This is a genomic window from Halopseudomonas pelagia (genome assembly GCF_009497895.1).
Taxonomy (GTDB): Bacteria; Pseudomonadota; Gammaproteobacteria; order Pseudomonadales; family Pseudomonadaceae; genus Halopseudomonas; species Halopseudomonas pelagia_A.
Map to the genome: position 1 here is coordinate 378,333 of NZ_CP033116.1, position 24,962 is coordinate 403,294.

Consider the following 24,962-nt stretch of genomic DNA (forward strand, 5'->3'; position numbering starts at 1 on the left):
GCCCGCTGGAAAAGCCCATGCGTGCGAAGCTCATCCCCAATAAAGACATTCTGCTACACCTGGCCGGAGCGCTGCTGTTGGGCGCCTTCTTCCTGTTCCTGGGCTGGTCGGACCTTTTCAAACGTCAGACGCTCTGGGAGCATCAACTCTCCAGCCAATCCAATCTGCAGCGTCTAGCAGTAGAACAATCCCAGCAATCACTAAAACGTCAGGCGCTGATAGCCGCTCAGAGTTTGTCCGAAGATATTGAAACCCTGGCTTTAATAAGGCGAATTAGCGCTCTGGCGAGCGCCGACGGACTCGCTGGCGCCGAGGTTGCAACCTTGCGAGGCCAGTTGGCCAGAAAGTTGTCTGGCCCATGGTCGGTACTCCAATCCGCTGGCGCGGTTGAATTGCATATTCATTTAAGTCCTGGTGCCATCAGTCTCTTGCGCATGCACGAACCCAGTACCTGGGGCGATAAGCTGACCGATACACGTCCGTTGGTAGATCGCGCTCAGCGCGAAGGTATCCTTGTCAGCGGAATGGAAGCCGGCAGGCACGGTACCGGAATGCGCGGCATCGTGCCGATTCACGCTACCAACCTGTCCAGTAGCCCCGTAATAGCGACGCTGGAGGTTGGCTTTGGCATGCTGCCGGAGTTGCGCCAACTGGACATCGATCTGCAGTCAGGCTTGGCCCTGCTACTTAACAAGCGCAACTTGGCCGACGTGGTGTGGGACGAGCGAACAGCCGAACTTACTTTGATCGGTGATGGCGACTGGTGGCTGGAACGTTTCTCTCGACCAGAAATATCCACTTGGCTGCGCGATGGTTCACTGAACAAGATGGCAGAGAACTGGCAGCCCTCAACGCTGGTAATAGACCGGCGACGCTATCTGGTCAGCCATATTCCTGTGTTGAATGAACAGCGGGACGCGGATGACGCTGACCAGGCAATGGCGATGATTCTGGTCTGGCGCGATATCACCCCTCTTTGGCAGGATTATCAAAGTGAGCGTCGTCAGGCGATGTTGACCTGGCTAGCCGCCTTTCTGGCGGCGCTGTCTTTGGTGGGTGGCTTGATGTTGGCGTCCAGGGAAAACGTTCGGCGGCAGGAAAAGCTCCAGCAGGCGCGCCTCAGGGAGACTATGCGCAAACGCGAACAGGACCGCGCACTCTTGAGCATTATTGCCCATGCTCAATCTGCCTACATCAATGACAGTAACCTCAGCGACAGCTTCGATCAGCTACTTGAGCAAATTCTGGCGCTGACGGGAAGCCAGTTCGGCTTTGTCGGCCAAGTGCTGCTGGATGATCAACGCCGTCCGTACATGCAGACCTATGCCATCAGCAACATAGCCTGGGATGCCGACAGCGAGGCTTTCTATCAAAAGCGGCTGGAAAAGGGGATGATCTTCAGCCAGCTGGACAGCTTGATTGGTCAGGTACTCCAGCACGCTATCCCCTACATCAGCAATGACCCGGTGAATGATCCACATCGTGGTGGCTTGCCGCCAGGGCACCCGGCGTTGTACGCGTATCTAGGCTTGCCGATATTGTTTGGGGAAGAGTTGGTCGGCATGATTGGCCTAGCCAATCGCCCTGAAGGCTACTCTCAACAGGATGTGGATTTCCTGCTACCGCTACTCAGTACTCTTGGACAGATGGTGCATGCGCTGCGCAAGGACAGCGACGAACGCATCATCAGTCTTCGTTTGGACAGGAAGCGCTTGGCCCTCAGAGCCTTGAACGAAATTGCCGCGCTGCCCAGTCAGGACACAGCCAACCTGCTCACGCAAGCTCTCGAGCTGGGATGCCAGTATTTGCAAATGGATTTTGGCACCGTGAGCCGCGTCGAAAACGCTCTCTACACGGTCATCGCCCAGCACAGTACCGAAGTACATTTTCGAGATGGCCAGGAGTTCGAGTTGGCGTCCACCTACTGTGCGCTAACACTGCAACAGGACGAAGTGTTGGCGATTGAGTTCATGGGGCAATCGCAATATAAGCAGCACCCCTGTTACGAAAGGTTCAAGCATGAGTGTTATCTGGGCATTGCCCTGACCGCGAATAATGAGCCCTACGGCACTTTAAACTTCTCCACCCTTCAACCTCGTGCAACGCCCTTTGACGAGACAGAGCTTGAGTTCGTTCGCCTGATGGGCCGCTGGGTTAGCGGCACTCTTGGTCGCTGGAGCATGAAGCAGGAGCACAGCGAGCTGATTGACCGACTTAGCAAACTGGCCCAGCACCTGCCCGGAATGGTTTACCAATATCAGCAGTCATCGGATGGGCGCTCCTGGTTTCCCTATTGCAGCGAGGGTCTTCAAGATCTTTACGGCGTCAGCCCGGCACAGGCGGGAACAGACGCAAGCGACGTAATCAACGCTATTCATCCCGAGGACCGCGATTCGGTGATGCGTAGTCTTGAAGTCTCCGCCGCTCGGCTAACTATTTGGCGCGAAGAGTTTCGAACCATACATCCTGACAAAGGGGAGCTATGGCTGTTAGGGAATGCCACGCCCCAGCGGCTGTTAAGCGGTGATCTGATCTGGCATGGCTTTACCACCGACATAACCGCACGCAAGCATATGGAACTTGCCCTGGGACACGAGCGCATGAGGCTGGCAAGCATAATTGTCGGCACTAATGTGGGCACCTGGGAATGGAATATCCAGACCGGAGAAGTGCTGCTTAACGAGCGCTGGGCCAACATTGTCGGCTACCGGCTAGAAGAATTGTCACCAGTCAATGAAGTCTGGCGAAACCTGTTTCACCCCGACGACCTGGCCGTTTCCTCACAGATACTTGCCCGGCACATGGCCGGCAAACAGGAATTTTACGACAGCATCTCGCGGATGTTGCACAAAGACGGCCATTGGGTATGGGTCAAAAGTAGCGGACGTTTGATCAGCCGCGATGAGCAGGGCAATCCGTTGTGGGTCAGTGGCACACATGTCGATATAACCCGGGAAATGCAGCGGGATGCGGAAGTATCCGAGGCGCGCGCATTTCTCAGGGCAGTCATCGACGCATCTACTGAGGTATCAGTTATTGCCATCGGTCTTGATGGCGTTATTACGCTTTTCAACAGCGGTGCAGAAAAACTATTGGGTTACAGCGCTGATGAAATGATCGGCAAACACTCCCCAAACCTCTTCCACCTGAATACCGAATTGCAACGCCGCGCCGAGCAGCTGTCCGAAGAGCTGGGGCACCCTGTCAGCTACGAGGACGCGTTATTTGCAAATGTGCGGCAAGGGCTGCCCGAGACGCAGCACTGGACCTACGTAAGCAAGAATGGCGGCCGACGGCTGGTGAACCTGACGATCACCAGCATTGTTGATCAGCAATGCAATTTGACTGGTTTCCTCAGCGTAGCGACCGATATCACCGACCTGATCGAGACAACCCAAGCCCTGCAAAAAAGCGAGTCTCGCTTTCGCTATATGGTCAGTAATTTACCCGGCGCGGTATACCATTGCCGCAATGATCGAAACTGGACCATGACTTATCTTAGTGAGGAGGTCAGCCGCATAACTGGCTATCCAGCCAGCGATTTCGTGGATAGCAACACAAGAACCTATGCCAGCATAGTGCATCCTGAAGACCTTCATCTGACTTACAAAGCTGCAGAGCAGATAAGCAAGCACGAGGTATTTGAACTAACCTACAGGGTGATCCACGCTGACGGCCGGGAAGTCAGGGTAAAGGAAAAAGGCCGAGGCGAATTTGATAGTGTCGGCAAACTGCTGTGGCTCAGCGGCTTTATCTGGGATGCGACCGAACAGCACCGGATCGATCAGCTGAAAAGCCAGTTTGTCTCTACCGTCAGTCACGAGCTGCGTACGCCGGTTACTGCCATTTCCGGCGCCCTAGGGTTGATTAATGGCGGGGCCATGGGGCCATTACCTACCCACATGGCAGGCCTGATCGGAGTGGCTCACAATAATAGTCTGCGCCTTAACAGTCTTATCAATGATCTATTGGATATGGACAAGCTGACTGCCGGCAAAATGTCACTCAGGATGGTCGAACAGCAGCTCACCCCTATTGTTCTGCAAACCTTGCACGACAATGCGAGCTACGCCGAGCAATATCAAGTCCGTCTATTGGTTGGGACACTGGATGCCGTATACGTCGACATAGATGCTCAGCGGCTCGGCCAGGTGCTGACCAATTTTCTTTCCAATGCGGCGAAATTTTCTTCCCCTGGCTCGCAGGTAATTGTCGATGCCTTGCTGGACGGCAATCAGGTAAAAATCAGCGTTACCGACACTGGGATAGGTATTCCACAGGCCTTTCATCACAACATGTTCGAAAAATTCTCCCAGGTGGACGCAAGCAACACACGCCATAACAACGGGACAGGTCTTGGTCTGGCAATCAGCAAGGAACTGACCGAGCGCATGGGCGGGGAAGTGGGCTTCATCTCGGACCCAGGGAAGGGTTCAACTTTCTGGTGCCTATTCCCAGCAACGACAGGTATCTAGGCACTGAACCGGCGCGCCTCGCCCGCATGGACAAAAGCAAGTACTCTGCAATGAAAGTCAACATCCGATGAAGACCCCGAATCTCAGCAGCATGGATAATGGAAAAATGATAGAGCTGGAAAAAATCATGCATATCGAGGACGACCTGTCGATTCAGGAAGTTGCTCGAGTGGCGCTGGAAATCGTTGGCGGTTTTACCATGATCAGCTGCAGCTCCGGTTCCGAGGGGCTGGAGCAGGTCGAACGTTTTGCCCCCCAACTGATCCTGCTGGATGTCATGATGCCCGGCATGGATGGTCCAGAGACTCTTGCACAATTACGCCGTCTGCCGACGGTGAAGGACACGCCCGTGGTGTTTATGACCGCTAAAGTGCAAGAACAGGAAATCCAGGAATATTACCGGCTCGGAGCTGCCGGGGTGATTATCAAGCCGTTTGATCCGATGACCCTGTCTAGCCAGATCAAAGCCATATGGTTACAAGCCCGTGCCTAAAGCCGCCAAGCTCAAGGTACAGCTCTCGGAGCTGACAAAGGTATTCCGCAGTCACCTTGAGGTCGAACTGCAAGATATGCAGCTCGCGGCTGACCAATTGCCCATTGATGCCGACACCGTGCCTGAAGACGTCATCAGCCTGCGTAACGGTCTGCATAAACTTGCAGGTTCAGCGGGTACCTTTGGCTTTACCGATCTGGGCCTGCAAGCGCGCAAGCTGGAACAAGTGGCGAAGAACTGCATAAGCCAGAACTATCTTGATCCTGCCTCACGGCAGCGTCTGGTGAGAGGTATTCATGCCCTGCCGCACTGGTTGTTCGATATTGATGACGAACAACCTAGTGAGCGCATCGTATCGCCATTGACTGAGCCCCTATCCAGATCCAAGCTGATTGCCATTCTTGAAACAGATAAAATGCTGCTCGCGGCAACCAGCCAGACGTTGAACAGTTTCGGCTATCAAACCCAAGGGTTTACTACTTTCAAAACCTTGCGTGAAGCACTAAAGCAAACATTACCGGATGCGCTGGTCGTGGCGGTGGGGCAGAAAGGCATCGACCGCGCGGGTCTGGATTATTTGGCGGGCCTGCAATCTCAGCTGGAAAGCCCCTTGCCTTTGATCGTTATCTCAGAAGATGACAATTTCGCCGATCAGATCCAAGCGGTACGGGCTGGAGCCCAGGGATTCTTTACTCGCCCAGTCGATTTGCCCGCGCTGGAGAACCGCCTGGAGGGTTGCTTCAACAGCTTGCAGAACGAACCCTTTCGGGTTCTTATTGTTGACGATGACCTGGATCTGGCAAGACGCTTTGAAGCCGTGCTGAGCAGTGCCGGGATGTTGGCAGAGGTGGTAATTGAGCCCACTCAGTTACTGCAGCAGTTGGCGCACTTCACCCCAGAAGTGGTGTTGATGGACGTCAACATGCCAGAGTACTCCGGGCCGGAGCTTGCCCAGGTAATTCGTCTTAATGACGACTGGTTGCGCGTGCCGATTCTGTACATTTCCGCCGAAACTGACGCCACGCGCCAGATGCAAGCGCTAATGAAAGCCGGCGACGATTTTATCACCAAACCCATCAGTGATAACGCGCTGCTTACTACTGTATATTCTCGCGCCCAAAGGGCACGGCGTGTCAGTCATGCCTTGGCCCGTGATAGCCTTACCGGTCTGCTAAAACACGCCGACATAAAGGAACAGGTGGCTATCGAAATGGAACGGGCTGCACGTATGCGTCGCCCGGCCAGTGTGGCTATGATCGACATAGATCACTTCAAAAGCGTAAACGACCAGCACGGCCACGCCGTTGGCGACAACGTAATCCGGGCGCTAGCCAATCTGTTACGCCAGCGCTTGCGCAAGATCGACCGCCTAGGACGCTATGGCGGTGAAGAGTTTCTTGCGGTCCTTCCTGATTGCGATGCAGCGGATGCCAAAGCTATTCTTGACGAGATCCGCTCTGCGTTCCACGACTTGTATTTCACTGGCGCAGCAGGCTCCTCATTCCAGTGCAGTTTCAGTGCCGGCATCAGCGCATGTAATCAACAAAGTGCGTGGCAGATCGTCGAGCCTCTGGAAAAAGCTGATGCCCATCTTTACAAGGCCAAGAAGGATGGCCGAAATCGGGTCGTTGCGTAGAACAGTCAGGCGTTTTTTGCCTGCATCCGCCGGTACAGCGTGGATGGCGCTACCTCGAGAAGCGCTGCAGCCTGGGCAACATTGCCTTGGCAGTGAGCGAGGGCGCGCGCTATGGCATCCCGCTCAACCTGCCACAAAGGCAGAATGCCCGCAGCCTGTTCGTCGACCGGAGCCTGATCGGAAAGCGCAACTGAACGGCTTTTTGGTAGAACAATATGGGCCGCTTCAAGCCAGTCCCCGTTGTGCATGACCACAGCGTGGCGAAGGGTATTTTCCAACTCCCGGACATTGCCTGGCCATGAATAGGCCTGCAACAGTTGTCGCGCGGATTCTGAAAGCCCCTTGAAGCGTTTTCCTTCTACAGTCGAAAATTGCAATAGCAATGCCGTAGCGATTTCCACAATGTCACCTCCCCGCTCGCGTAACGGGGGAATCAACAGGGGCACAACGTGCAGCCGATAGAAGAGATCCTCACGGAACAACCCCTTTTCCACTCGTTTACGGATATCCAGGTTGGTTGCGCAGACGATCCGACAATTGAGATGCTTGCTGATCGAAGTGCCTACTGGAGTGATTTCTCCAGTTTGTAAAAACCGCAGGAGCTTACTCTGCACCTCAAGGCTTAGCTCGGTTACTTCGTCAAGAAACAAGGTGCCGCCATGTGCTTGTTCAGTAAGCCCGGTCCGGCTGGCAACAGCACCCGTAAACGCTCCTTTGATATGACCAAATAACTGCGACTCAACGAGTTCGCTGGGGATGGCAGCACAATTCAAGGCAACCAGAGGTTTATTTCTGCGTGGCCCGTATTGATGGATCGCCGAGGCACAGAGTTCCTTTCCGGTGCCGCTCTCGCCACTGATAAACACCGGCGCATCGGAGTGAGCGATAAGACGAAGTGTATGATAGAGAGACTGCATTTGAATCGATGAGCCGATAAAACCCGGTGGTGGTGGGGCATTGACTGTCGCCGCCAGGTTACTAGCGATACTTTCCAACTTGCGCGCCCGCAGCGCGTTCCTCACACTCACTCTCAGCCGGTCGGCATCCACCGGCTTCACCAGAAAATCCTGCGCACCTTCCTCCATGGCTTGCACTGCTAGCCGTTGAGAGTTGTCTGCAGTGATAACAATGACCTCACACTGCAAGCCGCGCTGCCGAATGGAGCGCAAGATATCCAGCCCAGCCATGTCAGGCAGATGCAGATCCAGCAACACAACACTGGGAGTATTGTTCTCCAGCCAGTCGAGTGCTTGGGCACCGTCTTCCACTAGCGTCATGGGTACACCCAGGACAGAGAGCCAAATCTCGTAGAGCATGGAGGTGGACTGGGAATCTTCTACCAATAACAGTCCTGCCGAATTCATTTTATTTCCCTTTTCGCAATACAAGCGAGGCTGGTGCGGGATTGGCATGGCGGCCATACTGAGTTGGCAATACCCCCCAATTTACGTCCACTACGGCTTCGGAGCCAAAGAAATGGCCTTACACGTGCGATCTTCATCCCCACATGTGCTGGTGGTGGATGACGACGCCTCCAACCTGATTATCGCCCAATCGCTCCTGCAACATCAGGGATGCACTGTCGTTGGCTGCGATGACTTCGCTGGCGCTATACGAGCGTTGCAGGCTAACTCCTTCAACCTGGCCTTGATCGACATAAACATGCCCGAAGGTAGCGGCTCGGCTCTAAGCGTGGAACTGCAACATATTGATCCGGAGCTAGCGTGCATCGCATTTACCGCTGACACCGACTACCAGCAACAACTCGACTTTCTGCATGGCGGTTTCCGCGGATTGCTGGTCAAGCCGATAAGTCCTGACAGCCTAACTCGGTTGCTGAACGAGCAGGGCATGACTCCTGGGAACGGGCCGGTACTCAGCAAGCTGGCAGCGCTTCCGAACGACGCGCGCGAGCGCTATATCACGCTCATGATTAGAGATGTGTCACGCTCTCTCGAGAGCCTGCGCAACGACCCGAAACCAGAGGCGCGTCAGCGTGCGTTGCATTCCCTCGTGGGAGTGCTAGGCACCGCGGGCGCCCGCGGCTACGACCAGGCAGTTGAAGCCGAACGTCTGGAGCGCGATCAACTGCTCACATCACAACAATTGAATAGCCTGCTGTTACAGATAGACAGGTTACTGAGCGAACTTGATTAACTCCCAATTGATCCAATTTGCAGTATGCAATTGCGAAATGCAACGATAATCGCATAATGCAATTATATTCATGAGAAATTTCTTCCAATTCCACCGGCGACCTCTTTAGCTCGCCGCTTCAGACTTTATGGCCCGGCTCTTGCTCTGTTTCAGTAATGATCATGGAAACAGGCCCCTTTATGCTTTATCAGGTTTCAACCAGCGGAACCCGCTTGGCTTTTCATCGAGCTTCGCCCCCGGGCAATCCTCTTTTTGTCTTGAAGGGCGGAGCGCACAGTCAAGAAATACTCGAACAGTTTCCGCAGAATCGCCAGCATCATGGATGATGCAGGACGACAAGTCATACTGGTGGTCGAGGATGATCCCATCCTCCGTCGCTTGCTGGCCCATGGGCTGGAAAGCGAAGGCTATCTAGTTCAGCTCGCCGCCAATGGCCTGGAAGCTCTGCATCAGGCCGAGCAAGTCGCGCCAGCGCTGGTGCTGATGGATGTAGGCATGCCTATCATGGACGGCTTCACCGCTTGCCGTGAACTGCGCCTACGGCATACGGAGCTGCCTGTGCTGATGCTGACCGGCTACGACGATGTCGACTCAATCAACACGGCTTTTGAAACCGGCGCCACCGACTTCATCACCAAACCCATCAACCTCCCTTTGCTGACCCAACGCGTGCGTTATGCATTGCGGGACGCCGAACGCGACCACGCGTTGCGTCGAGCCTATCAGGATCAGACTACTGCCTGTCGCCTGGCCAACATGGGCTTCTGGCAACTGGGCATTGCCAGCGGAAGGATGAAATGGTCGGCCGATGCACACAAACTCATATCGCAGGACAGAGTGCTACCCAGCCAGGTGACCGAACTGATGCAAATGGTCGACCCTGAACAGGCGGCACATCTGACCACATTGTTCAGGGCAGCCATATCCAACCAGGTACCGGTAGATGTCGATGTTGTGCTCAGGTCCTCAGGCCGCGCCCGTGTACTTCGGCTGATTACCGATGCTCAGCAAGAGGATGGCCAACTGCGCGGCGCATTTCAGGACGTGACTGAACAAAGGGCCATCCAGCAGCAAGTACAATATCTAGCAGAACATGATCAGCTGACCAGCTTACCCAACAGACGACTTTTTCAGCGCCTGCTGACACTGCAGCGCAACCAACAAAATCCGGACCAGAGACTGGTAGTTGCTGTGCTTGATATCTGCAAGTTGCATCGGATAAACGATTCACTGGGCAGCAAAAGCGGCGATCAACTGCTGATGATGGTTGCCCAGCGACTCCGCAGTTGCTTGCCTAAAAATGCAATCCTAGCGCGACTGGAAGCAGACAGTTTCGCCCTTGCGCTGCCCCTGTCACACGCTTCCTCAACCGGAATTAGCGCACAACTGGATCGGTTATTAGTACCACTCACGCAATCCTGGCAACTTAACGCCAGGCAGATATTTCTCAATTTCACACTTGGCTTTACCTCTGACAATAACAATGATGCCCCACAGGAAAGCCTGTTACAGAGAGCGTTTGGCGCCCAGCGACAGGCCCGGCCGAACAAGGGCATTAGTTTGTGCTGCCATGAGCAACTCCCGCCCGGCGCCGAAGACGATCAGTTAATGCTGGAAACAGAACTCCGCCAAGCACTGGTCAATCAGGAATTTTCCCTGCTGTATCAGCCTCAGCAGTCTCTGGAAAATGGTCAGATCGAGGGCGTTGAAGCGCTGGTTCGCTGGCAACACCCACGTCGTGGCCTGCTGCCGCCAGCAGCCTTCATTACGGCAATGGAGGATATGGGACTGATCGATGAGCTGGGAGAATGGGTCCTTGCCGAGTCCTGCAGACAGGTTGCTCTGTGGCAATCCCGGGGTTTGAGGATCAGAACGGCAGTCAATCTGGCGTCCAGCCAATTCGAGTCTTCTGATCTGCCCGTCCTGGTCCAGCGGCTATGCCATGAGACCCGCTGCCCACCCGACATGATCGAGTTGGAAATCACCGAAAGCATGGCGATGGTCAACCCACAGAAGACGATTGAACAACTGTCCGAGTTGAAACGTCTGGGTGTACGCATTGCCATTGATGACTTCGGCGTGGGCCATTCTTCTCTGGAGTATCTGCTGCACTTCCCGCATGACGTTCTGAAAGTGGATCGTACCTTTATCAAAAACATCACCACCAGCAAAGGGAGTCGAGCCATAGTGCGATCGCTGACTGCCTACTGTTCGGCGATGGGCATTACCTGTCTGGCCGAGGGTGTCGAAGAACAGCGCCAGCTTGACTACCTGGACGCGCTGGCAGTGGACGTCATACAGGGTTTTTTACTTTCCCGGCCGATTACGGCCGATGAAGTGGAAACCATGGTCTTCCAGCTGGCCACCGACAATGCACAGAAACAGGATGTTTCCGCAGAGAGGACCAGCGCATGATAATTCGTTTTGACGCTGGCGGGTCTGTCAGTTGGCTTCAGAGCCAGCTGGACGAATATCAGTGCGACCCGAGCATTCAGGCCGTCATGCTGTTTGCCACCTCACAGAACGGCTGGCCGGAGGGCTGGCTGGACAGTCTCCTGCAGCGCCAGCGCAAGCCGGTATTCGGCGGACTGTTTCCTATGTTAATCGCCCAGGGCGACAGCCATGAACGTGGGACCCTGTGCATTGGCCTGACTCATCGTCCAGACCTGCTGGTGCTGCCCGAGTTGAGCAATCCCGCACAGAGTCTCGAACAGATGGTTGCGGAAATGCCTGCGGCGTGCCACTCATTAACTCGTGCCAACGCAACTCTCATGGTTCTGGTCGACGGCTTGACTACCGGCATCTCGCGTCTAGTCGAAGCGCTCTTCAACCAATGCGGCTTACAAATGAATATTCTTGGCGGCGGCGCTGGGGCGCAGAATATGCAGCCAGCCGCCTGCATCATTACGCCCCAAGGTGTTCTTCGCGACGCCGCGCTGGTCGCCCGTCTGGCACTGGGCAGCGGTGTGGGTGTGGCCCACGGCTGGGCGCCAATGTCCGCCAGCTACACAGTCACGGAATCCGAACAGAACATCATTCGCAGCCTGGACTGGCAACCCGCTTTATCGGTCTACCATCATGAGCTGGCGCTGCACAGCAATGTGGCTCTGAGCGAACCCTCACTGCCCCACCAAGCCAACGCACACCCACTGGGTATCAGCCGCATGGACAGCGAAGTCGTGGTCCGGGATGTTATCGCGGCAGATGTCGACGGTGGGCTGATCTGCCTCGGTGAGATACCCGCCGGCGAATTTATACATGTATTGCATGCCAGTGCAGCTGACTTGCTGACCGCGGCTCGACTGGCACGCGATGTTGCGATCAATGAGCTTGAGGAACTGGAACAGCTCGAGTGTCACCGTTCCAACATTGCCTTGGTGTTCGATTCGCTATCCAGAGCCCAGTTTCTCGGTGCTGACATGGAGCTGGAAATCGCATTGCTGAGCAACAATCAGCAGCTTGACGTGTTTGGCGTGCTGACCCTCGGCGAGATCGCCAACAGCGGAAAAGGCTATCTGGAGTTTTACAACAAAAGTTGTGTGCTTGCTTGCTTCGCCAAGCCTCCTCTCAGTATCCGCCTGGAACAACTCTAATGCACAGGGCCGACAACACCGAGATCCTGTACCAGATTGCGCTTTCTATCGGCAACAGCCTCGAACTGCAGAGCATGCTCAAGGAGTGCTGCACGACCCTGCTGCGCGCACTGAACGGCTCTGCCTTGTGCGTCATGCAGCAACAGCCTGACCACGCCGAATGGACGCCTATCCTGCATATGCCCAGAACCGCAGCACTTGATGGCACCTTCGAGGACTCCACTTTTGCGGATATTGCCACAGGACACCAGACCTCCTATTGCCTGATCAGCTCTAAAGCAGAATGTCATTGCTTCAGCCTTCCAGGGTTCGGGGTGTTGATGTTGCAAAAAAGAACGGCCCAGCTACGTCCGGAGCTGGTGATCTCGTTGCAGCAACTTATGGCTAAACTCGCACTCGCAATCCATGCGTGTCTGTATGAAGCCGAGCTGAAAAAGCAAGTGCTCAGTGCCCAGTCTGCCAACACCGCCAAGAGCCAGTTTCTCGCCAATATGAGCCACGAGATTCGCACGCCCATGAACGGGGTGATTGGTATGCTCGACCTGGCGCTCGATTCGGACCTGCCTCAACAGCAACACGAGCAGCTGCAACTGGCGCGCCTCTCTGCCAGTCACCTGCTTGAGATCATTAACGACGTGCTGGATCTATCCAAGATCGAAGCCGGCAAGATCGAAGTTCAGCCGGAGAAAACCGTGTTGCTGCAGTTGGTCGGGCATGTCATGAAGTCCTTGGCACCCAAAGCCTGGGAGAAGCAGCTCGACTTCAAATATGCGCTGGAGCCAGGACTGCCCTGCGAAATCATGGTCGACGCTCCCCGTCTGCGCCAGGTATTGCTTAATCTGCTGGGAAACGCACTCAAATTCACGCAACACGGGACAGTCTGCCTGCATGTTGGCTGGCAAACCGGCGGCGACAATACTGGCCGGCTGCGTTTCCAGATCCAGGACACAGGTCCTGGAATCGCAGCAGACAATCTCAGCCATATATTTGACGCCTTCACCCAGATAGACAACGCTAGCACTCGGCAGTTTGAAGGTTCAGGTCTGGGTTTGGCTATCGTACGGCGGCTGACGGTAGTCCTCGGCGGAGAAATCAGCGTCACCAGCACACGGGGTGAAGGGGCCAGCTTCTACTTCGATATTCCAGTGCTGGCGGTCCCACCGGACCCCACCCACCTCCCGGCGGCTCGCCGCGCGCTGCTGATCGCAGATGACCCCATAACCCGAAGCAGCTTGGCCGTCATGTTGCGGACCTTGCACATCAATCTAATCGAAGCATGCAGCGGCTCGGAAGGCCTGTTTCTGCTGCGCGAGGCCAAACTCGCAGACGCAGCTTTTGAGTTTCTGCTTATAGAAGAACACATGCCCGACACAAGTGGCAGCCAGACTATCCGCAGTGTGTTGGGCGAGCAATTGCTCGAGGCTGATCGCATCACTCTGATCCTTCCCTGCAATCTGCCGGAAACCTCTCGTTCTGCCAAACGCCAGGAACTCATACGCTGCCTGGTCAAACCAGTGGTTATCGATGAGTTGCAACGTGTAGTAGGACAGCGACAGGGACAGGGACAAGGACAAGGACAGCCCCCGACGACCAACGCCCCAGCCAAAGGTCTTCCCATACTCCGGGTGCTGATTGTCGAAGACAACCTGATCAACCGCAAGCTAACCGAGTCACTGTTAAGAAAGGCCGCCATGCATTGTCGATGTGCAGAAAACGGTGAGCAGGCGATGACCATGCTGGAGCGCGAATCGTTCGATCTGATACTGATGGACATGATGATGCCGGTCATGGACGGCATGCAGACCATCGCTGCCATTCGGCAGCGCGCGCAGCAACAAGGTTTGATGCCGGTGCCTATCATCGCTTTGACTGCAAACGCGATGAAAGGGGATCGCGAACGATATCTGGCAGAGGACATTCAGGGTTACGTCTCCAAGCCGGTGGATGGGCCTCTGCTAATCGATACTATCCGCCAGCTGGCAACCGTCCGAATACCCCACCCAAGCCCCGCTGAATACTCGTTGGAAAACCTGTTGCTTGAAGCTACCCAGATTCTGCCCGCTCACGGCATTAGCGCAAGCTGGGCGGTAGCCAATCGGCTGGATCTGCCGCGTATCCTCAGCCGACTGGGTGGCGACAAAGCACTGTTGGAGATCATTACCGGCTTGTTTCTGGAGGATGCTCCCGGTTACCTCCAGACTCTGGAAGAGGGCATTCGTCAGCAGGATCACGACGTGGTCGCAAGGCTGGCGCATACGCTCAAGGGACTGGCTGGCACGTTCGCCGCCGATGACGTTGCGGATACCGCCCGGCAATTGCAGGACCAGGCCCGACAGAACCAGAGCGCGGCCTGCCAGCAGGCTACCTACGCTCGCTTGCGACAGCAGATTGTAGAGCTGATCAGTGCCCTCAATCAGATTCCACATAGCTCCGGGAGGGTCAGCGTATGACCTGGGTACGCTCAATTATCGCAGTGCTGGATGGCTGAAGCATTCGCTGGCGCTAAACCGAATACCACTCCCTGACACTAAAGGAATTCAATATGCTGCTGCATAAATGGGGTAAACGTCTGGAACAGGAAGTCAATGGATTACAGGGGACCGTTCACGATCTCAAAAACGACCTGAATGCCGTTCGTCTAAACATGGGCTGGATCGAATTCTCGGTCCGGGGCGAGGTTCTGACCGCCAATGACCTGTTTCTCGGTATTGTTGGCTACCAACTGGAAGACATTCGTGGAAAACACCATCGAACCTTTTGCGACCCAGCCTATGCGAAATCGACAGCCTATCGCCAATTCTGGAACGAGCTGGCTGCCGGTATAAGCCAGACAGGTACGTTCAAGCGGCTGAAACGCTCCGGCGAGGCTGTATGGCTGGAGGCCTCGTACTTCCCGGTACGTAACGAGCATGGGGAAGTAACCAAGATCATCAAGATTTCCGCCGACGTGACCGAGAACCAGCAGGCACTGATGGACCGCAACGCGATGTTCCATGCCCTGGACAAATCACTGGCAGTGATCGAGTTTTCGCCCCAGGGCGATATCTTGCATGCCAATGACAACTTCCTGCGGACGACTGGTTACAAGCTGGCGGACATCAAGGGAAAACACCATGAGATATTCTGCGAGCGTCAGTTCTACCGTGAAAACCCCGGGTTCTGGTCCGATCTCGCCGCCGGCAGATTTCACTCGGGGCGATTTGAGCGCAAGGATGCTCAGGGCAATGTGATCTGGCTGGAGGCAACCTACAATCCGATTGTGAATACTGAAGGCAAAGTCTACAAGGTGATCAAATTTGCGTCGAACATCACCCAGCGAGTGATGGACGCGCAAAATGCCGCCGAAGTTGCTGCAACAACCTCCGAGGAAACATCACAGATCACCTCTCAGGCACGGCACGCGCTCGAAGACGCAGTGCGAATCTCCGGTCAGATTACCGATCAGGTCAAAGAAGCCAGTGACATCAGCCAACAGTTGAGTGCTCAGTCGAACAGCATTGCGGCCATCGTTACCACCATTCGTGCGATTGCCGATCAAACCAACCTTCTGGCGTTGAACGCGGCAATTGAAGCGGCTCGCGCCGGAGATACCGGTCGAGGCTTTGCGGTCGTGGCCGATGAGGTACGCAAGCTTGCGGCCCGAACCGGCGAAGCGACCATGGAAATCGGCAGCGTGGTACAGGCCAATGCCGGACTGATCGCCAAGATCCACGTGCAGATGGAGCTCATCAGCGAAAGCTCAGGCCAGAGCCAGGACGGCATTGCTCTAGTCAGCTCGGGCATTGCTGAAGTCGAACAGGGCGTGGCGCATCTAGCGGAAATGACCAGTCGCCTGTCAGCCTGAACCGGCGCGGCCGAGCAGCAATCGGTCGCATTGAAAGATGATCTTTCTCATTTACTTTCAATCTGATTGTTTTAAGCTGCGCCCATTCTGCTGACCGGATCAATCCTGATGAAATTGCTGTCTCTGTTATTCCGCGATAACCGCCTGCCGCTACTTGGCATCATGTTGCTGAGCATCGGCAGCGCCCTGCTCAGCGTTGCGGTGATCGCCTATGTAAACAACCGCCTGATCGCCGGCACTGACGACCTTGGCCAGGCGCTGCTGGGCTTTGCCGGGCTACTCTGCGCGCTGCTGCTGTGCGCCACGGGCGCGCAAATTGGTTTGCATCGTCTGAGCCACGGCTTTGTTTACCGGATGCGTCGCTCGCTGGTCAAACGCGTGCTAGATACCGACATAGAGCGTATCGAGCAGATCGGTGGCGCGCGCATTCTTGCCAGCCTGTCGACCGATATCCGCAATATCACCGTGGCCTTTGTCGGCCTGCCGGAAATGCTCTACGGCATGGCGCTGACGCTGGCGGCTTTTGTCTACCTGGCCTGGTTGTCCGGCCCACTGTTTATCACCACTTTGCTTTGGCTGGGCCTGACCTTTGTCGTCGGCTGGCTGCTGGTCAGCCGCGTGCATCGGCATATCCAGCGCATGCGCGAAGCTGAAGATCGCCTGTATGGCAACTATCAGGACGTGATTGAAGGGCGCAAGGAACTGGCGCTAAACCGTCACCGCGCCAACCGTCTGTACCAGGAAGAGTTCGACGACAACGCACGCCTGTACCGTGACGAGATCATCCGCGCCGATACCTTCTATGGGCTGTCCGGCAACTGGGCGAATATCATGGTGCTGGGGCTGATCGGCCTGGTGTTCTTTCTCGCCGGCGGCCTGGGCTGGGCTGAACCTGCGGTCGCCGCCACCTACGCGCTGACCATGCTGTTTCTGCGCACGCCGATGGTCGCTGCGGTTAATACCTTGCCGCATCTGATCACGGCTCAAGTATCGCTGAACAAGCTGGAAACCTTGGCGCTGACGCCGCATACCGAGGCCTTCCACGAAGTCGCGCCATTGAAATCGGATTGGCAGGAGCTGCGGCTGCAATCGCTGGTTTATCGCTATCCGGCAGAAGAGGGCGAAGGCTTTGATGTTGGCCCGCTGGATCTGACCGTGCGCCGTGGCGAAGTGATTTTCGTGATTGGCGGCAACGGCAGTGGCAAGTCAACCATGGCGCGACTACTCACCGGCTTGTACCGCCCGCACAGTGGCCAGATCAGCCTGGACGACCGGCCCGTGGCCGAACAGGAGCTGAGCGCTTACCGGCAGATGTTCGCCAGCGTATTCAGTGACTTTCATCTATTCAGCCGCTTGCTGGGCAAGGACGGCAACGAAGTGCCCGATGCCGAAGTGGACAGCTGGTTGAGCAAGCTGCATCTGCAGCACAAGGTCGGCATCGTCGATGGCCGCTTGAGCGATATTCAGTTATCCCAGGGCCAGCGCAAACGCCTGGCGCTGCTGCTGGGTCTGCTCGAGCAACGCGACATTCTGCTGCTGGACGAATGGGCCGCCGATCAGGATCCGCTGTTCCGCCGGCTGTTCTATCGCGAGCTGCTGCCGCAGTTCAAGGCGGCGGGCAAAACCGTGATCGCGATTACCCATGACGACCACTATTTCGACCAGGCCGACCGCGTCTTGAAGATGGACAATGGCCGCCTGCTGGAACTGGTTGGCGAGCAACGCGCGAGCGCCAGCGCCGATGCGCTCTTGAATATATGAATGATAATGGTTTAGATTGACGCCCTTCGCAGGCGCCTGCCACATTCTCGGGCGCCGCTTCCCTTAGCCGGCTACCAAGGCCGGCGTGGAGACGCCATGCAACCCGCCCTGACAGCGCTATTTCCAGACCCTCTCGTAGCGCTGGGTGAAACTCTGGTGTTCAGCGACGATCCGCGACCCTCGCTGTCGATGCAGGAGTACCTGGCGCCAGCGCATGTGGAAGCCTGTCTGATGCGCTTTGCACCGCAATACAGGGACGGGGACCGTCGTGCGCTGGTCTCGATCTGGATCAAATACCATTTCCTGCGACTGATCCCACCAGTAATCATTGCCAGCCTGAATGCCAACTGGAAACTGCCGGTGCGGGCCCAGGATCTGCGCATTATCATGGGCGAAGATGGCCTGCCCGCCGCGTTCCAGTTGCCTGATGCAGGTCACGCCTGGCCGAACGAGCCCAGAAACGCCTTTGAGCGCTTCGCCGATCTGCTCGATGGGCATCTGGATCCGTTGATTCGCACCCTGAGCAGTCAGGTGAAACTCTCACCCAAGGTGCTCTGGAGCAGCGCCGGGCACTATCTGGAGTGGATCCTCGGGGAATTGGGTAAGTACCCGGTACGCCAGAGCTTGATGGATCAGGCTGGGGAGTTGATCACCCAGCGTTGCCGCCCGGATAGCTTCCGCAACCCTCTGCATGACAGCATCCGTTATGTGCCGCGCGAGGGCGAGCCCGACTTACAGCGTGAACGACTGAATTGCTGCATCCGCTACAAACTGCCGGGCAAAAAGCTTTGCAGCACCTGTCCGCATACCTGCAAACCGCCCCCTGGCTACGATCCGCAGCAATTCAAACAGGCGTGAGCGCTAGTCCGCACCCATCAACAGGCGGGTCAGTTCGGTGGCGGATATCGGTTTACAGCCGCGTACATTCTGCCCGGCCCAGAGCGGTGAGAAATCGCCACTGCCGCGCTTTTCCGCTGCGCCGCGCAAGGGTGTGATCGCCGTACCGGCCATGGGGAAAGCCGGCGCCAGTTGGCTGATCGGCCCCAGCTCGCGGATCACCCGATTGACGATGCCGCGTGCCGGGCGCCCGGAAAACACATTGGTCAGCGCCGTGTGCAGCGCTGCTTCACTTTGCAACGCCAGGCGATGTACGGCACTGGTGTTGGCTTCGGGGCACAACAGGTAAGCCGTACCCACCTGCACCGCTACCGCGCCCAATACCATGGCGGCGCGCGCCCCGGCAGCATCGGCTATCCCGCCCGCGGCGATGACCGGCAACCTGACAGCCTCGACGATCTGCGGTAGCAAGGCGAAGGTGCTGACCTGGGTGGTGACGTCTTCGGTCAGAAACATCCCGCGATGCCCGCCCGCTTCCAGGCCTTGCGCAATCACCGCGTCCGCACCATGGGCTTCCAGCCAGAGTGCTTCCTCCACCGTCGTCGCCGACGAGAGTATCGTGGTACCCCAGCTTTTCAGCTCATCCAGCAGCTCGGGCTGCGGCAGGCCAAAATGAAAGCTGACCACCGGCGGCTTGCACTCGCGCAAAAGCTCAAGTGCCTGGGCATCAAAAGGCCTGCGCCCGGCACCGCTGGGGATGCTATCGATATCCAGGTCCAGTTCCTGATAATAGGGCGCCAGCGCCTGGCGCCAGGCCGCTTCGCGCTGGTCATCCGCTGTCGGCGGGGTATGGCAGAAAAAATTCACATTCCATGGCCCAGCGGCCTGCTCGCGCATGATCTTGAGTTCCGCGGCCAGTGCCTCGGGGCTGAGCATGGCGGCGGGGGTCGAGCCCAACCCGCCGGCACGGCAGACCGCCAGCGCCAGCTTGCTGTCCTGAACCCCGGCCATGGGTGCCTGGATGATGGGGAGCTGGCTGCCCAGCAATGGGTGTGCGCTCATGGGTTTCTCCTGATGAAAGCAGATAGAAGGTTAGCCTAACGGTTTGCCTCAGCGCTCATCCAGTCCTGAACGTGATCAAGGAAACAGGTGATGCGCGCGGCCAGGGCCGTATTGCGGTAATACACCGCGTGGATTGGCTGCTGATGGCCATTGTCATACTCGGCAAGCACCTCCACCAAACGGCCCTGTCTACGATCTGCCAGTGTCATGAAATCCGACAGGCAGGCAATGCCTTGGCCATCCAGCGCCAGTTGCCGCAGGGTTTCGCCGTTGGACGCCTTGATCGCTGGCTCAATCGCGAAGCGATCGCCCAGCGCATGGCGTAGCGGCCAGTGGTTTAGACTCTCCGGCTGGGTAAATCCGAGCAATTTGTGCGTGGCAAGCTCCTCAACCTGCTGCGGAATACCGTGCGCCTCAAGGTACTCTGGGCTGGCGAGGATCCTTAATCGACTATGACCGAGTGAGCGGGCATGCAGTGTCGAGTCACGCAGTGTGCCGACGCGAATAGCCACATCGGTACGCTGCTCCAGCAGGTCGATATACAGTTCGTCGCTGTCCAGCTCCAGATCAATTTCCGGATAGCGCGCGCGAAAGCTCTCGAGCAACGGCACGATGATGTGCAGCATCACTGGCGTGGAAGCATTGACGCGCAAACGCCCAGCCGGACGCTGACGACGCAGGGCGATCTGCTCCTCTGCGGCTTCCACCGCATGCAGAATCTGCCGGGCGTCAGCAAGAAAGGCCACGCCTTCTTCGGTCAGCTCCAATCGCCGGGTGGTACGCCGCAGCAGCGTGGTGCCGAGCTTGCCTTCCAGCCGGCTCAGCGCCCGGCTGATCCCGGAGGCGGATTGGTCCACCTGTTCCGCCGCAGCGCTGATCGAGCCGCTGTCTACCACCCGGACAAAGGCCTGCAACTCATCAAGTGTCGTTTTCATTCATGCATTTTAGTCAAAAATGAAATGCTCGCTACCCTCTTATTCAGCAAAGATGCACCGGGCACACTGCGCACCTGATTCACTCACCGAGAAAATGCCATGCCCATTGCACTTCTGGCGCTGACCCTCAGCGCCTTCGCCATAGGAACCACCGAGTTCGTCATCGTTGGTCTGATCCCGACCATTGCCCTGGACCTGGGCGTGAGTGTGCCCTCGGCCGGCCTGCTGGTCAGCCTGTATGCGCTCGGTGTCGCCATAGGCGCGCCCCTGCTGACCGCGCTGACCGGTCGGGTACCGCGTAAGCTGTTGCTGCTATCGCTGATGGTAATTTTCACCCTGGGTAATCTGCTCGCCTGGCAGGCGCCCGGTTACGAGTCGCTGATTCTCGCGCGATTGGTCACCGGCCTGGCCCATGGCGTGTTCTTTTCCATTGGTTCAACCATCGCTACCAGCCTGGTACCCCGCGAAAAGGCTGCCAGCGCGATTGCCATCATGTTCACCGGTCTGACCGTGGCCTTGGTCACCGGCGTGCCGCTGGGCACCTTTATCGGTCAGCAGTTTGGCTGGCGCGAAACCTTTCTCGCTGTATCCGCGTTGGGCGTGATCGCCTTTATCGGCAGCCTGCTGTTTGTTCCCAAAGGCATCCAGCACAATGCTCCCGCATCGCTGTTGCAACAACTCAGCGTGCTGCGCCAACCGCGCCTGCTGCTGGTCTACGCGATGACCGCAGTCGGCTACGGTGGCTCCTTTATCGCCTTTACCTATCTGGCGCCTATCCTCCAGGAAATAAGTGGTTTCACTGCGGGAACTGTCAGCCTGGTGCTGTTGGTCTATGGTGTGTCGGTGGCCTTCGGCAATATTCTTGGCGGCCGGTTGGCTGACCGTTTGGGGCCGATCAAAGCACTGGTGATGATTTTCCTCGGTCTGGCGGCGGTGCTGCTGGCGCTGACCTTTACCGCCAGTACGCCCTGGTTGGCACTGCTGACCGTGCTGCTCTGGGGAGCAGTCGCCTTTGGCAACGTACCGGGCTTGCAGGTGTATGTTGTGCAGCAGGCCGAACATTATGCGCCGCAGGCGGTGGACGTGGCATCCGGGCTGAATATCGCCGCGTTCAATCTGGGGATCGCCGGGGGCGCCTGGTTCGGCGGCCTGATCGTTGCTGGACCCGGACTGATTCATACCACCTGGATCGGCGCACTGGTGGTGCTCAGCGCCGTCGGCCTGACGCTCTGGAGCGGTCGGCTGGATCGTGACGACACAGAATTCCCAAGCGCCACTGCGGTGGCGGATAACTGATCAGCATATGAATACCAAGGGAGATAACCTCATGACGATTCCACCACTAGGGTTTGGTACTTTTCGCCTCAAGGGACAGGAGGTAATTGATGCGGTCACTACTGCCCTGGAGCTGGGTTACCGGCATATCGATACCGCGCAGATTTATGACAATGAAAAGGAAGTCGGCGAAGCCATCGCCGCCAGCGGTATCCCCCGCGATGAGCTGTTTATCACTACCAAAATCTGGATTACCAACCTCAAGCCGGAGAAGCTGATTCCCAGCTTGCAGGAAAGCCTGCAAAAACTGGGTTTGAAGCAGGTCGATCTGACCTTGATTCACTGGCCGTCGCCGGAAGACAAGGTGCCGATGGAGGAGTATCTGCCGATGCTGCTGGAGGCGCGCGAACAGGGCCTGACCCGCGCCATTGGCGTCTCCAACTTCACCATTGAGCATCTGACCCAGGCGATTGATCTGGTTGGCGCCGAGAACATCGCCACCAACCAGGTCGAGATCCACCCCTTCCTGCATAACCGCAAGCTGGCCGAATTCGCCCGCGAGCAAGGTATTCAGCTAACGGCCTATATGCCGCTGGCAGTGGGCAAGGTAATGCAGGATCCAGTGCTGCAGGCGATTGCCACCGCGCACCAGGTGACCCCAGCGCAAGTGGCCCTGGCCTGGTTACTGCAATCTGGCTACGTGGTGATTCCATCCTCGACCAAGCGCGCCAATCAACAGGCCAACCTGGACGCAGCGAAGATTCAGCTCAGCCAGGAAGATGTGGCCGCCATCGCCGCGCTGGAGCGCGGCGAGCGGATTGCCAATCCGGATTTCGCCCCGGCATGGGACTAATCCATGCATAAGCAGCAGCGCTAGCATTGCCTCTCCGGAGGCACGTCTGCGACACTAGTATGTGTCCCCCCGTGAGAAACTATAATGCTTGTGCTGCTTACCTCCGCCTTCATACTTGGTCTGATATTCAATGCCGCTCCCGGCGCGGTCTTCGCCGAAACAGTACGCCAGGGCGTGCGGGGCGGCTTCCGCCCGGCCCTTGACGTCCAGCTTGGATCCCTAGTGGGCGATGCTGTCTGGGCAGTACTGGGGCTTCTGGGTATCGGGCTATTGTTGCAAATCGATTGGCTACGGTGGCCCATCGGCATCGCCGGTATTGTGTATCTGCTATGGCTGGCGCAGGACTCGTGGAAGAGCGCCAGCGCAGAATTTCATATCGAAGCACAGGGGAACGCGTCTAGGCGCTCGGCACTGCGTTCTGGCATGCTTTTGTCGCTGACCAATCCGCAGAATATCGCCTACTGGGCCGCCATGGGCAGTGCTCTGGGCGCGGTCGGAGTGACGGAACCAACTGCAACCGACTACGGCCTGTTCTTCACCGGATTTATGCTGTCGTCGTTTATCTGGTGCTTCGTCTGCGCCGCCATCGTCGACCGAGTATTTCGAAAAGCGGGCATGCAATGGGCACGCGCCACCTACCGACTGTGTGCCATTGCCTTTCTGGTACTCGCACTAGGGTCAATCCGAGACCTACTTGCACCAGTATCTGACCCGACGAAAGCACCACCGGCCCTAAGTCAGCCCGCCAACGGCTGTGCTCAACACACAGGCGGGGGCTGAAGGATCAAATATCGATCCCTCTATTTCCGGCTTTCGCGCATCGGCACGCCCGTATTGCGAAACACCAACGCCAGGCCACTCAGAATCGCCAGCATGCCGAGCAAACTCAGCGGCGCCATGCGATTACCCAGAAATAAATAATCCAGCCCTGCGGTCACACCCGGCACCAGATAGAACAGACTGGTGACATTGACCAGATTGCCCGCGCGAATCAGCCGGTAGAGCAACAGCGTCGCCAGCACCGAAATCACTACGCCCATATAGATCAGCGGCACGATAAAGCCCACCGTCAGTTCATACTCGAATGGCTGAAAGGGTAGAAACAGCAGGCACATCAACAGGCCGATCAGATATTGCAGCGGCAGCACATCCATCGGTGCCTGCTGCAGGCCTTTCTGGAATATCGAGCCGAGCGTGATACACGCCAGCGCGGCCAGAGTCAGGCTGATGCCCAACAGCGAAAAGCGCGCGGCCAGCAGGCTTTCCAGCACCACCAGCGTTAACCCGCCCAGCGCCAGCAGCAACCCGGCAATGCGCATCCAGGACACTCGGCGCTCTACCAGCAACAGCGTCAGAATCGGTTGCACGCCCAACACCGTCGCGAGCACGCCCGGGGTAATGCCCTGATCCAGCGACAGCAAGTAGAAGATCGTGTAGCCACCCGTCAGCAGAATCCCGACCATGACGACCCGCCGCCGCGAACCCAAGGCGGGCAACCAGCGTCGCCGGTAACTGGCCAACAAACCCAGTACCACGCAGGCCATAACGAAACGCAGAAATAGAAAAGCAAAGGCGGAGGCGTGCTGCAGCCCCCAGGAGGAGAAGATCGCACCACTGCTCCACAGCAGCACGAAGAGTGCGGTAGGGCCGAGAGCGACCCAGGTCGATTTGTTCAATAGCATACTTATCACCTGTCAAAACACTGCGCTTCCCATGCCGACAGTCGCCTATTCACCGGCAACTATCTGGCCAGCAGGTCAGCCAGCCTTCAGGGGAAATGCAAAAAAGAGGGAGTGTGTTTTCAGATCACGCGCCGTGGCGGCGAAAGATCTGCAGCACCGATCAACGGCGGTGGCGCTGCGACAGGAGGTGCCGCCATGTTGCAGGCGACGTTAGGGCTTTGCACCGGCGCCGATGTCAGTCCGCGAACGGCTGCGCCCGAAAGGGCGATGACAGAGGCGACTGAGTACGGTGCAAAGCTCATGATTCATGTTCCAGAGATAAAGAGGGAGCATCCCGAGGGATGAGCTAACCCTAGCAG

The 24,962-nt window shown here is 57.0% G+C and carries 17 protein-coding genes; 13 read left to right on the forward strand and 4 right to left on the reverse strand.

Annotation, left to right across the window (positions count from 1 at the left end; genetic code table 11):
* The first annotated feature begins 17 nt into the window (after positions 1 to 17).
* The 3 genes from EAO82_RS01790 (at position 18) to EAO82_RS01800 (ending at position 6,604) form a co-directional block, all read left to right on the forward strand.
* Positions 18 to 4,475, forward strand: coding sequence for a PAS domain-containing protein (locus EAO82_RS01790; RefSeq protein ID WP_096345471.1), 4,458 nt, complete (start codon positions 18 to 20; stop codon positions 4,473 to 4,475).
* Between the two features lie 106 nt (positions 4,476 to 4,581).
* Positions 4,582 to 4,968: a response regulator gene (locus EAO82_RS01795; RefSeq protein ID WP_096345634.1), complete on the forward strand. Its 387-nt coding sequence runs from the start codon at positions 4,582 to 4,584 to the stop codon at positions 4,966 to 4,968.
* Positions 4,961 to 6,604, forward strand: coding sequence for a diguanylate cyclase (locus EAO82_RS01800; protein ID WP_231703266.1), 1,644 nt, complete (start codon positions 4,961 to 4,963; stop codon positions 6,602 to 6,604). The genes EAO82_RS01795 and EAO82_RS01800 overlap by 8 nt, the downstream gene beginning before the upstream one ends.
* A 5-nt stretch (positions 6,605 to 6,609) precedes the next feature.
* On the opposite strand, the gene EAO82_RS01805 is transcribed toward EAO82_RS01800, so the two are convergent.
* Complete coding sequence (locus tag EAO82_RS01805; protein WP_321540960.1) at positions 6,610 to 8,025, reverse strand: sigma-54 dependent transcriptional regulator; 1,416 nt, start codon at positions 8,023 to 8,025, stop codon at positions 6,610 to 6,612.
* On the opposite strand from EAO82_RS01805, the gene EAO82_RS01810 reads away from it, so the two are divergent.
* The 7 genes from EAO82_RS01810 to fhuF all read left to right on the forward strand — a co-directional run bounded on the left by EAO82_RS01810 (position 7,925) and on the right by fhuF (position 18,817).
* A complete protein-coding gene (locus tag EAO82_RS01810) occupies positions 7,925 to 8,761 on the forward strand; it encodes a response regulator (RefSeq protein ID WP_231703267.1) in 837 nt (278 codons plus the stop codon). The two genes, EAO82_RS01805 and EAO82_RS01810, sit on opposite strands and share 101 nt — an antisense overlap.
* Before the next feature lie 318 nt (positions 8,762 to 9,079).
* Positions 9,080 to 11,176 (forward strand): putative bifunctional diguanylate cyclase/phosphodiesterase, encoded by a 2,097-nt coding sequence (locus EAO82_RS01815; protein ID WP_096345473.1) that lies wholly within the window; start codon positions 9,080 to 9,082, stop codon positions 11,174 to 11,176.
* Positions 11,173 to 12,354, forward strand: a complete 1,182-nt coding sequence (locus EAO82_RS01820; RefSeq protein ID WP_096345474.1) for an FIST signal transduction protein — start codon at positions 11,173 to 11,175, stop codon at positions 12,352 to 12,354. The genes EAO82_RS01815 and EAO82_RS01820 overlap by 4 nt, the downstream gene beginning before the upstream one ends.
* Entirely contained in the window at positions 12,354 to 14,804 is a 2,451-nt protein-coding gene (locus EAO82_RS01825; protein ID WP_096345475.1) for a hybrid sensor histidine kinase/response regulator, read from the forward strand. The genes EAO82_RS01820 and EAO82_RS01825 overlap by 1 nt, the downstream gene beginning before the upstream one ends.
* 92 nt (positions 14,805 to 14,896) lie before the next feature.
* The gene (locus EAO82_RS21075; RefSeq protein WP_096345476.1) at positions 14,897 to 16,198 is read left to right on the forward strand and encodes a methyl-accepting chemotaxis protein; all 1,302 of its coding nucleotides are present in this window, start codon (positions 14,897 to 14,899) and stop codon (positions 16,196 to 16,198) included.
* Between the two features lie 108 nt (positions 16,199 to 16,306).
* Positions 16,307 to 17,959, forward strand: coding sequence for a multidrug ABC transporter permease/ATP-binding protein (locus EAO82_RS01835; protein ID WP_096345477.1), 1,653 nt, complete (start codon positions 16,307 to 16,309; stop codon positions 17,957 to 17,959).
* 96 nt (positions 17,960 to 18,055) lie between these two features.
* Entirely contained in the window at positions 18,056 to 18,817 is a 762-nt protein-coding gene (fhuF, locus tag EAO82_RS01840; protein ID WP_096345478.1) for a siderophore-iron reductase FhuF, read from the forward strand.
* Between the two features lie 3 nt (positions 18,818 to 18,820).
* Here the strand turns inward: fhuF and EAO82_RS01845 are convergent, their stop codons facing one another.
* Together EAO82_RS01845 and EAO82_RS01850 are read right to left on the reverse strand one after the other, a co-directional pair.
* A complete protein-coding gene (locus tag EAO82_RS01845) occupies positions 18,821 to 19,858 on the reverse strand; it encodes an NAD(P)H-dependent flavin oxidoreductase (RefSeq protein ID WP_096345479.1) in 1,038 nt (345 codons plus the stop codon).
* A 35-nt stretch (positions 19,859 to 19,893) separates the two neighbouring features.
* Positions 19,894 to 20,793: a LysR substrate-binding domain-containing protein gene (locus tag EAO82_RS01850; RefSeq protein WP_096345480.1), complete on the reverse strand. Its 900-nt coding sequence runs from the start codon at positions 20,791 to 20,793 to the stop codon at positions 19,894 to 19,896.
* A gap of 99 nt (positions 20,794 to 20,892) precedes the next feature.
* On the opposite strand from EAO82_RS01850, the gene EAO82_RS01855 reads away from it, so the two are divergent.
* The 3 genes from EAO82_RS01855 to EAO82_RS01865 all read left to right on the forward strand — a co-directional run bounded on the left by EAO82_RS01855 (position 20,893) and on the right by EAO82_RS01865 (position 23,701).
* Positions 20,893 to 22,089 (forward strand): MFS transporter, encoded by a 1,197-nt coding sequence (locus tag EAO82_RS01855; RefSeq protein WP_096345481.1) that lies wholly within the window; start codon positions 20,893 to 20,895, stop codon positions 22,087 to 22,089.
* A 31-nt stretch (positions 22,090 to 22,120) separates the two neighbouring features.
* A complete protein-coding gene (gene dkgB / locus EAO82_RS01860; RefSeq protein WP_096345482.1) occupies positions 22,121 to 22,921 on the forward strand; it encodes a 2,5-didehydrogluconate reductase DkgB in 801 nt (266 codons plus the stop codon).
* 84 nt (positions 22,922 to 23,005) lie between these two features.
* Positions 23,006 to 23,701, forward strand: a complete 696-nt coding sequence (locus tag EAO82_RS01865; protein ID WP_096345483.1) for a LysE family transporter — start codon at positions 23,006 to 23,008, stop codon at positions 23,699 to 23,701.
* A gap of 20 nt (positions 23,702 to 23,721) precedes the next feature.
* Here the strand turns inward: EAO82_RS01865 and EAO82_RS01870 are convergent, their stop codons facing one another.
* Positions 23,722 to 24,603 carry a DMT family transporter gene (locus tag EAO82_RS01870; RefSeq protein WP_096345484.1) on the reverse strand — a complete coding sequence of 294 codons (882 nt, stop codon included), beginning with the start codon at positions 24,601 to 24,603 and terminating at the stop codon, positions 23,722 to 23,724.
* Between the last annotated feature and the right edge of the window lie 359 nt (positions 24,604 to 24,962).